Origin of the sequence: Streptomyces kronopolitis, from assembly GCF_014646275.1 — a bacterium.
GTDB lineage: Bacteria > Actinomycetota > Actinomycetes > Streptomycetales > Streptomycetaceae > Streptomyces > Streptomyces kronopolitis.
In genome coordinates this window covers 18,578-31,576 of record NZ_BMND01000013.1, presented here as the reverse complement: position 1 = coordinate 31,576, position 12,999 = coordinate 18,578, and the positions used below count along the sequence as shown (strand labels likewise).

The 12,999-nt window shown below is 71.3% G+C and carries 13 protein-coding genes; 8 read left to right on the top strand and 5 right to left on the bottom strand.

Features of this window, described 5'->3' with window-relative positions:
- The first annotated feature begins 24 nt into the window (after nt 1-24).
- On the top strand, nt 25-1,725 hold the full coding sequence (icmA, locus tag IEY78_RS16245; RefSeq protein ID WP_189098881.1) for a coenzyme B12-dependent isobutyryl-CoA mutase large subunit: 1,701 nt from the start codon (nt 25-27) through the stop codon (nt 1,723-1,725).
- A gap of 117 nt (nt 1,726-1,842) precedes the next feature.
- On the opposite strand, the gene IEY78_RS16240 is transcribed toward icmA, so the two are convergent.
- Together IEY78_RS16240 and IEY78_RS16235 are read right to left on the bottom strand one after the other, a co-directional pair.
- The gene (locus tag IEY78_RS16240; protein WP_189098879.1) at nt 1,843-2,469 is read right to left on the bottom strand and encodes a hypothetical protein; all 627 of its coding nucleotides are present in this window, start codon (nt 2,467-2,469) and stop codon (nt 1,843-1,845) included.
- Between the two features lie 140 nt (nt 2,470-2,609).
- Nucleotides 2,610-3,221 carry a hypothetical protein gene (locus tag IEY78_RS16235; protein WP_189098877.1) on the bottom strand — a complete coding sequence of 204 codons (612 nt, stop codon included), beginning with the start codon at nt 3,219-3,221 and terminating at the stop codon, nt 2,610-2,612.
- Nucleotides 3,222-3,418: 197 nt separating this feature from the next.
- Between IEY78_RS16235 and IEY78_RS16230 the strand changes: the two genes are divergently transcribed.
- The 3 genes from IEY78_RS16230 to IEY78_RS16220 all read left to right on the top strand — a co-directional run bounded on the left by IEY78_RS16230 (nt 3,419) and on the right by IEY78_RS16220 (nt 5,361).
- Complete coding sequence (locus IEY78_RS16230; RefSeq protein ID WP_189098875.1) at nt 3,419-3,757, top strand: hypothetical protein; 339 nt, start codon at nt 3,419-3,421, stop codon at nt 3,755-3,757.
- Nucleotides 3,758-3,831: 74 nt separating this feature from the next.
- Nucleotides 3,832-4,977 carry a WXG100-like domain-containing protein gene (locus IEY78_RS16225; RefSeq protein ID WP_189098873.1) on the top strand — a complete coding sequence of 382 codons (1,146 nt, stop codon included), beginning with the start codon at nt 3,832-3,834 and terminating at the stop codon, nt 4,975-4,977.
- Nucleotides 4,978-4,995: 18 nt separating this feature from the next.
- Complete coding sequence (locus IEY78_RS16220; protein ID WP_189098871.1) at nt 4,996-5,361, top strand: hypothetical protein; 366 nt, start codon at nt 4,996-4,998, stop codon at nt 5,359-5,361.
- A gap of 6 nt (nt 5,362-5,367) precedes the next feature.
- On the opposite strand, the gene IEY78_RS16215 is transcribed toward IEY78_RS16220, so the two are convergent.
- A complete protein-coding gene (locus IEY78_RS16215) occupies nt 5,368-6,771 on the bottom strand; it encodes a sensor histidine kinase (protein ID WP_189098870.1) in 1,404 nt (467 codons plus the stop codon).
- Complete coding sequence (locus tag IEY78_RS16210; protein WP_189098868.1) at nt 6,768-7,490, bottom strand: response regulator transcription factor; 723 nt, start codon at nt 7,488-7,490, stop codon at nt 6,768-6,770. The genes IEY78_RS16215 and IEY78_RS16210 overlap by 4 nt, the downstream gene beginning before the upstream one ends.
- Nucleotides 7,491-7,547: 57 nt before the next feature.
- On the opposite strand from IEY78_RS16210, the gene IEY78_RS16205 reads away from it, so the two are divergent.
- Nucleotides 7,548-8,717, top strand: a complete 1,170-nt coding sequence (locus IEY78_RS16205) for a UDP-N-acetylglucosamine--N-acetylmuramyl-(pentapeptide) pyrophosphoryl-undecaprenol N-acetylglucosamine transferase (protein WP_189098866.1) — start codon at nt 7,548-7,550, stop codon at nt 8,715-8,717.
- Nucleotides 8,714-9,721: a GDP-mannose 4,6-dehydratase gene (locus IEY78_RS16200; RefSeq protein WP_189098864.1), complete on the top strand. Its 1,008-nt coding sequence runs from the start codon at nt 8,714-8,716 to the stop codon at nt 9,719-9,721. The genes IEY78_RS16205 and IEY78_RS16200 overlap by 4 nt, the downstream gene beginning before the upstream one ends.
- 55 nt (nt 9,722-9,776) lie before the next feature.
- Here IEY78_RS16200 and IEY78_RS16195 read toward each other — a convergent pair whose 3' ends face one another.
- Nucleotides 9,777-10,430 carry a TetR/AcrR family transcriptional regulator gene (locus IEY78_RS16195; protein ID WP_229699991.1) on the bottom strand — a complete coding sequence of 218 codons (654 nt, stop codon included), beginning with the start codon at nt 10,428-10,430 and terminating at the stop codon, nt 9,777-9,779.
- Nucleotides 10,431-10,790: 360 nt separating this feature from the next.
- On the opposite strand from IEY78_RS16195, the gene IEY78_RS16190 reads away from it, so the two are divergent.
- Both IEY78_RS16190 and IEY78_RS16185 read left to right on the top strand, forming a co-directional pair.
- Nucleotides 10,791-11,762, top strand: coding sequence for a tetratricopeptide repeat protein (locus IEY78_RS16190; RefSeq protein WP_189098860.1), 972 nt, complete (start codon nt 10,791-10,793; stop codon nt 11,760-11,762).
- 612 nt (nt 11,763-12,374) lie between these two features.
- Nucleotides 12,375-12,992, top strand: coding sequence for a DUF6230 family protein (locus tag IEY78_RS16185; RefSeq protein ID WP_189098858.1), 618 nt, complete (start codon nt 12,375-12,377; stop codon nt 12,990-12,992).
- Nucleotides 12,993-12,999 lie beyond the last annotated feature (7 nt).

Here is a 12,999-nt window from a genome sequence, read left to right as displayed (position 1 = left end):
GGACGTCCTAGTAAATTCGAGGGTATGGACGCTGACGCGATCGATGAGGGCCGCCGCCGCTGGCAGGCTCGGTACGACTCCGCCCGCAAGCGGGACGCGGACTTCACCACGCTCTCGGGCGATCCCGTCGAGCCGGCCTACGGGCCCCGGCCCGGGGACTCCGTCGAGGGCTTCGAGCGGATCGGCTGGCCGGGCGAGTACCCCTTCACCCGGGGGCTGTACCCGACCGGCTACCGGGGGCGGACCTGGACGATCCGCCAGTTCGCCGGCTTCGGCAACGCCGAGCAGACCAACGAGCGCTACAAGATGATCCTCAAGGCCGGCGGTGGCGGACTCTCCGTGGCCTTCGACATGCCGACCCTGATGGGACGGGACTCCGACGACCCGCGCTCGCTCGGCGAGGTCGGCCACTGCGGCGTCGCCATCGACTCCGCCGCCGACATGGAGGTCCTCTTCCAGGACATCCCGCTGGGCGACGTCACGACGTCCATGACGATCAGCGGGCCCGCCGTCCCGGTCTTCTGCATGTACCTGGTGGCCGCCGAACGGCAGGGGATCGACCCCGGCGTCCTGAACGGCACCCTCCAGACGGACATCTTCAAGGAGTACATCGCGCAGAAGGAGTGGCTCTTCCAGCCCGAGCCGCATCTGCGCCTGATCGGCGACCTGATGGAGCACTGCGCCCGCGGCATCCCCGCGTACAAGCCGCTCTCGGTCTCCGGTTACCACATCCGCGAGGCGGGCGCGACGGCCGCGCAGGAGCTGGCGTACACGCTGGCCGACGGCTTCGGCTACGTGGAGCTGGGGCTCTCGCGCGGCCTGGACGTCAATACCTTCGCCCCCGGCCTGTCCTTCTTCTTCGACGCGCATCTCGACTTCTTCGAGGAGATCGCCAAGTTCCGCGCCGCGCGCCGGATCTGGGCCCGCTGGATGCGCGACGTCTACGGCGCGACGAGCGAGAAGGCGCAGTGGCTGCGCTTCCACACCCAGACCGCCGGTGTCTCGCTGACCGCCCAGCAGCCGTACAACAACGTGGTGCGCACCGCCGTCGAGGCCCTGGCGGCCGTGCTGGGCGGCACCAATTCGCTGCACACCAACGCCCTGGACGAGACCCTGGCGCTGCCCAGCGAGCAGGCCGCGGAGATCGCGCTGCGCACCCAGCAGGTGCTGATGGAGGAGACCGGCGTCGCCAACGTCGCCGACCCGCTGGGCGGTTCGTGGTTCATCGAGTCGCTGACCGACCGGATCGAGGCGGACGCGGAGAAGATCTTCGAGCAGATCAAGGAGCGCGGCCGCCGCGCGGTCCCCACCGGCGAGCACCCCATCGGCCCGATCACCTCCGGCATCCTGCGCGGCATCGAGGACGGCTGGTTCACCGGCGAGATCGCCGAGTCCGCCTTCCAGTACCAGCAGGCGCTGGAGAAGGGCGACAAGAAGGTCGTCGGCGTCAACTGCCACCACGGCTCGGTCACCGGCGACCTGGAGATCCTGCGGGTCAGCCACGAGGTCGAGCGGGACCAGGTACGCGTCCTGGCGGACCGCAAGGCCGCACGCGACGACGCCCGGGTGCAGGCCGCGCTCAAGACGATGCTGGAGGCCGCCCGCGACGGCAGCAACATGATCGAGCCGATGCTGGCCGCCGTCCGCGCCGAGGCCACCCTCGGCGAGATCTGCGACGCGCTGCGGGACGAGTGGGGCATCTACACGGAGCCGGCGGGGTTCTAGCCCCTTCGCGTCCGCGAGCCCGCGACAGGCCCCGAGAGCCCGGTGATCCGGCGCGCTCGGGGCCTTCGTCGGTTCCGGGGATTCCGGCTCCCGGCAGCCGTTGTCCGCCCCGCCGGGTCAGGGCGCCAGCGCGATCCCGAGGGCCGGGCTGACGACCACCACGCCGAAGAGGATGACGCCGGCGGTGGTGAGGACGATCGTGCGGGTGCGGGTTCCGGCGGTGGCGCGCCACGTCTGGCGCCACTGGCGCAGTGTGCCGCCGGTTTCGCCGAATCCGGTGAGCAGGTCCAGGAGCAGCAGCGGGACGAAGAGCAGGATCAAGAAGGCGATCACGAAGCTCTTGGTGATCTCCCCGCGGCCGGCGAGGGTGTACGTCGACCCGGACAGGACGCTGAGCACGGTGCTGTCGTGGTGCCCCTGGACCGCGAGCCGGGTACCGGTGCGGTGGTCGGTGTCGATACTGCTCAGGGACGCCTCGGCGTCCACGGACTTTCCGTCGTCCGAGCGGTAGGACCCGTCGCAGTCGTACTCGTGGGATGCCGAGCGGGAATGTCCTGAGCTGGAGCTGCGGTGCGGGGAGCAGTCGGCCACCGTGAACGTTCCGGGTGTGCCGGTGAGGCCCGCCGCGGTCAGGCCTTTGATGACGAAGACGGCGCTGGCCAGCACGACGACAGCGATGAGGATCAGACTGGCGGATCGCCCCCGGAGTGACTTCTTGCCGGACGCGGTTGGTACCGAGGGCATGACGGACTGCTCCCTTTCGAGGTGCTGACGGGCTCATGGAGCCTGCTGCTCGGTGGCCCGGCGCGCAAGAGGCACGGCACCGCGCGGGAAATGGATCTTCACACTCCCGTCACGGGGTCTCCGTGGGCGCCGGACTTCGCTCAGCCGGAATGGGCGAAGGCGAGCACGGGGCTGACCACGACGATGCCGACGGCGGACACGGCCACGAGGGCGACCACGGCCGCGCGGGTCGCGGTGCCCCTGGTCGCCCGCCAGGTCTCGCCCAGGACGCGCCAGCTTCCGCTGGTCCGGCCGAAGTCCGTGAGCAGCCAGAAGAGCGCGAAGGCGGCCGGCAGCAGGAACGCGAATCCCCCCGCGAACTGCTGCAAGGCCCGCCAGGGGTCGAGCAGTTCGGCGTGGTGTCCGGTGGTGCGCTGGGCCGGAAGCACCTCCCCCGCGTGGTGGTCGCTCCCCAGGCCCGTCATCTCGGCTTCGGCGTCCACGCCCCGGCCGTCCGCTGCACGGAACGTTCCCGTGCAGCTGTGATCACTGTAGGAATGGCTGTGACTCGAGCCCTTGCTGTAGCTGCCGCGGTGAAAGACGACGGAGCACTTCTCGACGGCGAAGGATCCATGGGAGCCCCGGAAGCCCGCCGCCGGCAGTCCCGACCAGGCGAACCCGACGCCGAGCGCCAGGCACGCCACCAGCACGAGCACAGTGCCGCATCGGCCCAGGAACCGCTTCGCGGCGGCGGGGAGGTGAGGCTGAGGCATAACAGGTGGTCCTTTTCGTGGTCGCCGACGAGGCCGGAGCCTGGTGCCCCGGGGGCCGCTGCGCAAGGCCGGTCACCGAATGTGAAAAGGATCTTCACTCTCCTCCCACCACAGCTGCTGCGGCTGCCGGATACCGTACGCCATAAGGTTTATCTGATCCTTACTCACACAGGTCAAGGCAAGAACAAGGGGGACTCGTGGCAGGTTCCGGGTACGACGTGGATCCGGCCGTGCTCACCACACAGGGTGGTGTCTTCGGCGACATCGGCTCCGATTTCGGCGAGGCGGCGAAGAAGTTGCAGGCCACCCTCAAAGAGGCCGAGGACTGGGGCAGCGACGAGTTCGTCACGATCTTCAATGACTTCTACAAGCCGGTGAGCGAGGGCATCGTCGAGTCGATGCCGCACCTCGCTACGGAGATCTCCAAGATCGGCGGCAAGCTCAAGGGGATGGGCGCGCGTTACGACGCCACCGAGCAGGAGCAGCACGACCACCTCGCCAGGTACGCGGCGCGCCGCCCCCGCCTCGCACCGTGACGCCGTCACGGGCCACGGCGTCCCACGGCGCCCACCCATCAATGTTCATGCGCTACCCGGGGGAGTGACACACCGTGCCCGCCATCATGCTGCCGAAAGAGGTCGACTGGGTCCTCGATCTGCTGGGCTTCCAGTGGCCCGACGCCGACGAGGACAAGATGCGGGAGGCGGCCAAGGCTTGGAGTGACTTCGCCGACGCTGTCCGCGGGTACCAGCAGCAGGGCCACACCGCCGCGAACACCGTGCGCGGCGCCAACTCCGGCGAGGCGGTGGATGCTTTCGGCACCGCCTGGAAGAAGGTCGGTGACGGCTATCTCGACGACGTCGCCGAGGCCGCCGTGGTACTCGCCGTGGTGCTCGACGTGGTGTCAACGATCGTGATGGTCATGAAGTTCGCGGTGATCGTCCAGCTGCTCGCGCTGGCCGTGGAGTTCGCGCTGGCCCAGGCCGCCGCGCCGGTCACGCTGGGTGCCTCCGAGGCGGGTGCGGCGGCCGCCACGGCGACGACCCGGGTGATGGTGCGCAGGATCTTCAACGAGGCGAAGACGAAGATCGTTCAGGCGGTCACGGAGGCGCTGGAGAAGAAGGCGGCCAAGAAGTGCAGGGAGCTGCTGCAGGACCTCGCCAAGGACCTCGGCAAGGACGCGGCCAAGGGGATCGGCCAGAACATCGTCTCGCAGGGCATCCAGGGCTACTTCGGGGCACAGGACGGTTTCGATGCGGGGAAGGCGGCACGGGCCGGGCTCGGTCCCCTCGTGAGCATCAGCGACAGCGGCGCGTGGAGGCCCGGCGACAAGCTCAAGGACGTGGGCAAGGTCTTCACCGGCGAGTTCCACACCGCCCAGGGCATCGGCAAAGTCGCGCAGGGTGATTTCGCCGCGGGGGGCAAACAGATCTGGGAAGGGCAGCAGGAGACCGCCGAAGGCGTCAAGACCGCCTACGACATGAGCCACAAGGACAAGGAGCCGGCGGCCGAGGGCGACGGTACGGGTGACGGTGACGCATCTGGCGGCGACTCGGGCTCCGCCTCGGACGGCGGCTCCGCCGCAGCCGGTTCCGGCGGTTCCTCGTCGGCCGGAAGCGGCTCCGACGGGTCCTCATCGAGCGCACCTGCGGGCGGCGCGCGATCCCGGCTCGCGGACGGTATTCCCGACAACGAGGCACCCGGTACCGAGGACGACCAGGACGAGGCCGCGCGAGTCCGCAACGCCTTCGGCTGAGAGGAACAGAGCCACCCCATGAACCACACTCACCACCCCCACCCCAGCACCAACACCCCCGCCCCCGGTGAGCGGGACTACCCCCTCGCGGAGCCGGATCTTGCGGAGGAGCAGAACGCGCGGCTCACCGAGGCGTTGCGGGGGGTGCGGGATGGGGCGGCGGCGCCGGGTGCGTTGCGGGAGCTTGCGGGGAAGGTGCTCGGTGGGCGGCTCGCGCTCAAGGATGTGCTCGACGATCCGTCCGGGTACCGGGTGCTCACCGACGGCATCTCCGGGATGCGGGAGAGCTGGCGGTCGATGTCGCCGCAGGACCGGCAGGCGGTCCGGGCGACGGTCGAGGAGCGTGCGGACGAGGCGGAGGCCGGCGGCGGCCGGCCCCGCTGAGCGGGGTCAGGGCACCGCGAGCGGCATCCGCAGCCGGAAGAGGGCGCCGCCGCCCGGGGCGTGTTCCGCCGTGAGGTCGGCGCCGTGGGCGCGGGCGATCTGGCGGGCCATCGCCAGGCCGAGGCCCGAGCCGGGCAGGGCGCGGGCGGCCTTCGCGCGGTAGAAGCGGTCGAAGACGTGGGGGAGGTCCTCGGGCGCGATGCCGGGGCCGTGGTCGCGGACCGTCAGGTGCAACTCCCCTTCGTGCAGGGCGAGTTCGGTCTCCACGGGACCGCCGGGCGGGGAGAACTTGGCGGCGTTGTCGAGGAGGTTGGACAGCAGGCGGGCGAGGCGGGCCGGCACCCCGGGGACCGTGCGCCCGGCCGCGGCCGGGGCGATGCCGGTGGTGAAGGTGATCTCCGGCCAGTGCTCGCCGGCGGTGGCCACCATGTGCTCCAGCAGGGCGGCCGGGCGGACCTGTTCGACCAGCGGCTGGGGCTCCTCGTCACGGGCGAGTTCGATCAGGTCGTTGACGAGCGTGGTGACCTCGCGCAGCTGGCGGCCCAGCGCGGCCGAGGCGCGGTCGCGCTGCGCGTCCGTCAGACGGTCGGCACGGGCCAGGAGTTCGGCGTTGGTGCGCAGCGCGGTGAGCGGGGTGCGCAGCTCGTGGGAGGCGTCGGCGACCAGCCGGCGCTGGGAGGCGACCGACTGCTCCAGCTCGCCGAGCATGGTGTTGAAGCTGGTGGCCAGCCGGGTGACCTCGTCCTCCCGGGCGAGCGGCCCCGCGGGCAGGTCGATGCGGTGGCGGGCGTCGCGGGTGGCGGCGATGCGTTCCGCGGTGGCGGTGAGCCGCGCGACGGGGGCCAGGCCGGTACGGGAGACCCAGTAGCCGAGCGCGGCGGCCAGCAGCACCCCGGCGGCGCCGACCGCGGACAGCGCCCAGGCGGCCTGCTCCACGCTCCGGTCGACGGAGTCGGAGCGCAGGGCGACCTGGACCGCCTCGTCCTGGCCGGACACCCGCGAGGTGTACATCCGGACCGGATGCCCGGCGACGGTCTGCTTGCTGTAGAACGCCTCGTGCCGGCCCGCGGCGACCTGCCGGGTGGCGTCGGAGACGGGCAGCGCATAGGGCTTGGGCGGATCCTTGGCGGGGTCGGCGGGCACGATCTGGAAGCAGGCCGAGGCCGGGTACTGGCAGAGCTTGTCGCCCGCCGTCGGGCCCCAGTCCTGCCGCCCGCGCAGCGTCTCGGTGGAGGTCAGGGCCAGGTTGCGTTCGAGCTGGCGGGTCATCTGGTAGTCGATGAGGACGAACGCGGCCGCGCAGACGCCGATCGCCACCAGCGCCACCGCGGCGGAGGCGGCCAGCGCCAGCCGGGTGCGCAGCGGGCGCCGGCGCCGCCAGCGGGCGCCCAGGCCGCGGGTGCCGCTCATGTGCCCTCCGGGTGGCCGAGGCGGTAGCCGACGCCGTGCACGGTGTGGACGAGCCGGGGCTCGCCGCCCGCCTCCAGCTTGCGGCGCAGATAACCGATGTAGACGGCCAGGGAGTTGGAGTCCGGGCCGAAGTCGCGGCCCCAGACGCGGTCCAGGATCATTTCCCGGGGCATCACCTGTCCCGGGTGCAGCAACAGCAGCTCCAGCAGCGCCCATTCGGTGCGGCTGAACTCCAGGGGGCGGTCGCCGCGGTGGCCGGTGCGGGTCACCGGGTCCACCACCAGGTCGCCGAAGGCCAGCCGGGTGTCGTCGGCGGCCGTGGTCGAGGCGCGTCGCAGCAGCGCGCGGATCCGGGCGACCAGCTCGTCCAGGGCGAAGGGCTTGACGAGGTAGTCGTCGGCGCCGGCGTCGAGGCCGTCGACCCGTTCGCTGACCGAGTCCAGTGCGGTCAGCACGAGGATCGGCGTGCGGTCGTCCAGGGCGCGCAGCCGGCGGCAGACGGCCAGACCGTCCAGGACGGGCATCATCACGTCCAGGACGAGGGCGTCCGGCTGCCAGGAGGCGACCTCGGAGAGGGCGGCGAGTCCGTCGGCGGCGCCGCGCACCTCGTAGCCCTCCACGGCGAGGCCGTCCTCCAGGGCGGCGCGCACCTCCGGTTCGTCGTCGACGACGAGGATCTTGGCGGCGGGAGTGTTCCCGGGAGTCGGCGGCATGGACATAGGCTGCCAAACACCTCTCTTAGAAGCTTCTTAGGGCACATCGCGAGCGTGGCGGCCATGCGCACACCACTCTCTGTCGTGATCGGTGCGGGCGGCACCGGCGGCCACATCTACCCGGGTCTCGCTCTCGCCGACGCGCTCCGCCGGGCCGTGCCCGACGCGGTGATCTCCTTCGTCGGGACCGAACGCGGCCTGGAGACGCGGCTGATCCCGCAGGCCGGATACCGGCTGCACACCGTCGACATGATTCCCTTCGATCCCTCGCTCGGCGCCCGACGCTATCTGCTGCCGGCCGCCCTGCTCCGCTCGGGCGCCCAGTGTCGGGCGATCCTCAAGGAACAAAAGGCCCAGGTCGCGGTCGGTATGGGCGGCTACCCGAGCGCCCCGGTGATCGTCGGGGCGCGGATGGCCGGGCTGCCGAGCCTGATCCACGAGTCCAACGCGGTGCCCGGGCGGGCCAACAAGTTCGCCGCCCGGCTCACCCCGCACCTCGCCCTCGCCTTCGACCGCAGCCGGGAGCACCTGGCCGGCGGCGAACGGGCCGAGACGGTGGGGATGCCGCTGGTGGGGCCGCTGGCCGAGCTGGACCGCGAGGCCCTGCGCCCCGCCGCCCGCCGGGCGCTCGGCGTCCCCGACGGTGCCCGGCTGCTGCTGGTCAACGGCGGCAGCCTGGGGGCCGCCCGGCTCACCGAGGCGGCCGTCGAACTGGCCGGCCGCTACCGGGGCCGCCGGGACCTGCGGCTGCTGATCAAGACCGGGCCGGCGGCCCTGGAGGAGACCTGGGCCCGGCTGGCGGCCAACGGCGGGTCGGCGGTCGCCGAGGCCGTGCCGTACCTGGACCGGATGGATCTGGCGTACGCGGCGGCCGACCTGGTGGTGTGCCGCGCCGGTTCGGCGACCATCGCCGAGCTGGCCACGATCGGGATGCCGGCCGTCCTCGTGCCGTATCCGCACGCGCCGGGCGATCACCAGACGCACAACGCGCGGGTGCTCTCCGACGACGGGGCGGCGCTGCTGCTGCCCGACCCCGAGACCTCCGCCGAGCGGCTCGACCACCTGGTCACCCCGCTGCTCGACGACCCCGCCCGGCTCGCCGCGATGGGCGCGGCCGCCGACCGGGGCACCCACGCCCGGGCCGCCGACCTGCTGGCCGCCAAGGCGCTGGCACTGGCCGGCCACCCGGCCGCCTCCCCCCACCCGCACACCCCGTTGAAGGAGTCCGCATGAGCAACCGCACCGCACAGCAGTGGGCCGGCCGCAAGGTCCTGGTCACCGGCGCCGAGGGATTCATCGGCGCGACCCTCGTCGACATGCTGGTGGAAGCCGGCGCAGAGGTACGCGCCTTCGTCCACTACAAGCCGTACGCCGAGAAGGGGAACCTGGCGCGCTACCTGGTGCCCGGCTCCCCGGTCGAGATGATCGCGGGCGATGTCCGGGACGCGGGCCGGGTGATGGACGCCGTCGCCGGCTGCGACACCGTCTTCCATCTCGCCGCGCTCATCGGGATCCCGTACAGCTACGACTCGCCGGGCGCCTACGTGCAGACGAACGTGGTGGGCACGGAGAACATCGCGGAGGCCTGCCGGCGCCACGACGTGCGCCGGATGGTGCACACCTCCACCAGTGAGGTCTACGGGACCGCGCTGACCGCGCCGATCAGCGAGGACCACCCGCTGCAGCCGCAGTCGCCGTACTCCGCCTCGAAGATCGGCGCGGACATGATGGCGCTGTCGCACCGGCACGCGTTCGGGCTGCCGGTGACCGTGGTGCGGCCGTTCAACACCTACGGCCCCCGCCAGTCCGCACGCGCCGTGATCCCCACGATCCTGGCCCAACTCCACGCGGGCGCACGGCAGATCAAGCTCGGCTCGCTCACCCCGACCCGCGACTTCACCTACGTCACGGACACCGCCGCCGGCTTCCTCGCGGTGGCCGACTGCGACCGGGCGCTGGGCGAGGTCGTCAACCTCGGTACCGGGCGGGAGATCTCGATCGGGGCGCTCGCCGAGGCGCTGATAGCGGCCTCGGGCCGGGACGCCGAGGTCGTGGTGGACACCGAGCGGCTGCGGCCGGCCGGCAGCGAGGTCGAGCGGCTGCTGTCCGACAACTCCCGGGCGCGCGAATGGGCTTCGTGGCAGCCGGAGGTCTCCCTGGAGCAGGGCCTGAAGTGGACCTCGGAGTGGGTCGCCGAGAACGTGCACCTGTTCGCGGCGGACCGCTACCAGGTCTGACCGCCGCACGCGGGGTGCCCGGCGTTCCGGGGGGACGCCGGGCCGCCCCGATGCGTCAGCTCCGGCCGCCGGGCACGGCCAGTCCGGTCAGGCCGCCCAGGAAGAGGGCGGTGAAGTCGCGCCCCCATTCGGCGTCCACGGGCTCACCGCTGACCAGGGTGCGGTGCACGATCGCCCCGGCGATCACATCGAAGATCAGGTCCATGTTGCGGGCCGCCGCCCGCTCGCCCTCCTCGCCGGAGGTGTCCGCCGGCAGCTCGCCGCGGGTCTGGGCGCGCGAGCGGCCGAGCGAGACCAGCCGCTTCTGGCGGTCGACGATCGCCGAGCGGATCCGTTCGCGCAGCGCCCCGTCGGTGGTGGACTCCGCGACCACGGCCATCAGCGCCGTCTTGGTCTCCGGCCGGGCGAGCAGCGCGCCGAACTGCAGCACCACGCCCTCGATATCGGCGCGCAGCGAGCCCCGGTCGGGGAGTTCCAGCTCGTCGAAGAGGACCGCCACGGCGTCCACGACCAGCTCGTTCTTGTTGGCCCAGCGGCGGTAGAGCGTCGTCTTGGCGACACCGGCGCGCACCGCCACCTCGCTCATGGTGAGCCGCCCCCAGCCCACGTCGACCAGCGCGGCACGGGTCGCGCCGAGAATCGCGCGGTCGGTCGCGGCGCTGCGCGGTCGGCCCGTACGGCCTTTGCGGGGGCTGGCGGAGTGGCACATGCGGGCGACCATACCGGGCAGTACGCGGCCCACCGGCGTCCGTCGTGAGGGAGATCACTTCACGCAGGACTGAAACCGGTTGTGGCTCAGGGGAGACGGCGAGTTACGCTACGGGTCGTAGCGAAAGAGTGATAACCACGGCCGTGGGTGGGGACCCATGGCCACTGAGGTCCTCCTCGGGACCGAGAAAACGGGCAGCGATCCAGGACGTGCGCCGGCATTCCGGCGGGGCGCACGGCACGGATGCGGTGCTCTGCGGAGGGTCCGGCGGCGATACCGGACCGGGGAATCCGCGCAGCAGACCGCATCGCTTTCCGGATCGCTTTTCGGAACGGACCGCCCAGGGGGGAGGATGGACCCATGCAGCCACGCAACATGTCCATGAGTGGAGTCGTCGACCTCGGCGCGCTGAAGGCGGCCGGGGAAGCGAAGCAGAAGGCGGAGCAGGCACGTGCCGAGGCCGCCCGTACGGGCCAGGCGCCCGCGAGCGGTGCCCGCCTGGTGTTCGACGTCGACGAGGCGGGGTTCCAGCAGGACGTCCTGCAGCGCTCCACCGAGGTCCCGGTCGTCATCGACTTCTGGGCCGAGTGGTGCGAGCCGTGCAAGCAGCTGGGTCCGCTGCTGGAGCGCCTCGCGGGGGAGTACGCCGGCAAGTTCGTGCTCGCCAAGATCGACGTCGACGCCAACCAGATGCTGTTCCAGCAGTTCGGGGTGCAGGGCATCCCGGCGGTGTTCGCGGTCGTGGCGGGCCAGCCGATCCCGCTGTTCCAGGGCGCGGCCCCGGAGTCGCAGATCCGCGACGTGCTCGACCAGCTGGTGCAGGCCGCCGAGCAGCAGTTCGGCATCGTCGGGGCGCCGGTCGAGGCACCGGCCGCGGACGCGCAGGAGCCTGCCGAGACCCCGGTGCCGGCCGGTCCGTACGACGCACTGCTGGAAGCCGCGAACCAGGCGCTCGACTCCGGTGATCTGGGCGGCGCCATCCAGGCCTACAAGAACGTCCTGTCCGACGACCCGGCCAACCCGGAGGCCAAGCTCGGCCTGGCGCAGGCCGAACTCCTGCACCGCGTCCAGGATCTGGACGCCACGGCCGTGCGCAAGGAGGCCGCGGAGAACCCGGCCGATGTGCCGGCGCAGATCCGGGCCGCGGACCTCGATCTGGTCGGCGGCCATGTCGAGGACGCCTTCGGCCGGCTCGTCGAGGCGGTGAAGCGGAGCGCGGGCGACGACCGCGAGGCCGCCCGGCTGCGGCTGCTGGACCTCTTCGAGGTGATCGGCGCGGACGATCCGCGGGTGACAGCGGCGCGTACGGCGCTTGCCCGGGTGCTGTTCTGACCCGCTGTCTTGCGACTCGCCCCCTTGTGACCAGTACGCCCTCCGCGGGTTGACCAAACAAACGAAGCAGCGGCCACGTTTTACCAAAACTTGGTAATCGTGGCCGCTGTTACTTGTAGTAAGTCTGAGCCACCCTCTTGCGGCATTGTGTCCGCAATTGCCTTATGTTCTCTCGCTGTCAGTAGCGACAGCCCGTGTCCAGTTGATCTCACTCCGTCGCACCGTGTTTATCGGGCCGTTACCCGCAAGTAACGAGCCCCTTGTGCGGCGGCCGTGAATGGACCACGATCGGCCACGCTCGGTCCATTCCCGCAGCCCGGCATCCGGTTGGTGTCGCGGGGTACTTGGGTCCCCACCGAGTGGTCGGCGGCGGTGTCCGCCGGCCGTGGACAGGGGGGTCTCCGCTCATCCGGCGGAGCCTGTCCAGGAGGTTGCGCGAGAGCGTGGCCAGTGGTTGTCGCTCGGGGGTGATCGCCGGTATTCGGAACACGATGTGCCTCCGAGGACGGGCGCTCTCCTTCCCGAGGACGTAGCACTTCTCCCATCCCAGGTACCGCCCCCTCAACGGAGGCGGCCGGTACCGGAGATGTACGTCCGAGAAGGAGGAAAGTCATGGAGTCCCTGGCTCGTGGCGGGACCAGATGGAAGCGGTTCGCCGTCGTCATGGTGCCGAGCGTCGCGGCGACCGCCGCGATCGGTGTCGCCCTCTCGCAGGGTGCGCTCGCGGCATCGTTCAGCGTGTCCGGCCAGCAGTTCAAGGTCAGTACTGACCGGCTGGACGGCACCGGATTTGTTCAGTACGGAGCCATTGACGCCCAGAAGGGCGGCAAGCAGGTCCCGGTGGCGGTCTCGGGGTTCTCGAACGCCAAGATCAAGAACCTGTGCCAGTCGGTGGTCGTGCCGGTCCCGGTCTTCGGCGATGTGTCGATGAAGCTGTCGGCCGGTGGCGGTGACACGCCCGTCGAGGCGAAGAACCTCTACATCGACCTCGACCAGCTGTCCGCGGACGCGACCTTCAACAACATCGACATCGGTGTTGCTGCGGGCTCGACGACCAAGGGCCCTGGGATGCACAAGGGCGACAAGGCCGACCCGGGTTCGTTCGCCCAGCAGGCCGACTCGGCCACGCTGACCCACGTCCAGCAGCAGGCCTGGGCCACGACGGCCGGCACGTTCAAGCTCAGCGGCCTCAAGATGAGCGTCGCCAAGGGCAAGAGCGAGTGCTACTGACGCACTG

What these genes read in the sequence shown, in the direction of transcription:
- icmA (WP_189098881.1), top strand. Translation starts at nt 25, where the DNA reads ATGGACGCTGACGCGATCGATGAGGGCCGCCGCCGCTGGCAGGCTCGG.
- IEY78_RS16240 (WP_189098879.1), bottom strand. Translation starts at nt 2,469, where the DNA reads ATGCCCTCGGTACCAACCGCGTCCGGCAAGAAGTCACTCCGGGGGCGA.
- IEY78_RS16235 (WP_189098877.1), bottom strand. Translation starts at nt 3,221, where the DNA reads ATGCCTCAGCCTCACCTCCCCGCCGCCGCGAAGCGGTTCCTGGGCCGA.
- IEY78_RS16220 (WP_189098871.1), top strand. Translation starts at nt 4,996, where the DNA reads ATGAACCACACTCACCACCCCCACCCCAGCACCAACACCCCCGCCCCC.
- IEY78_RS16215 (WP_189098870.1), bottom strand. Translation starts at nt 6,771, where the DNA reads ATGAGCGGCACCCGCGGCCTGGGCGCCCGCTGGCGGCGCCGGCGCCCG.
- IEY78_RS16210 (WP_189098868.1), bottom strand. Translation starts at nt 7,490, where the DNA reads ATGTCCATGCCGCCGACTCCCGGGAACACTCCCGCCGCCAAGATCCTC.
- IEY78_RS16205 (WP_189098866.1), top strand. Translation starts at nt 7,548, where the DNA reads ATGCGCACACCACTCTCTGTCGTGATCGGTGCGGGCGGCACCGGCGGC.
- IEY78_RS16200 (WP_189098864.1), top strand. Translation starts at nt 8,714, where the DNA reads ATGAGCAACCGCACCGCACAGCAGTGGGCCGGCCGCAAGGTCCTGGTC.
- IEY78_RS16195 (WP_229699991.1), bottom strand. Translation starts at nt 10,430, where the DNA reads ATGTGCCACTCCGCCAGCCCCCGCAAAGGCCGTACGGGCCGACCGCGC.
- IEY78_RS16190 (WP_189098860.1), top strand. Translation starts at nt 10,791, where the DNA reads ATGCAGCCACGCAACATGTCCATGAGTGGAGTCGTCGACCTCGGCGCG.
- IEY78_RS16185 (WP_189098858.1), top strand. Translation starts at nt 12,375, where the DNA reads ATGGAGTCCCTGGCTCGTGGCGGGACCAGATGGAAGCGGTTCGCCGTC.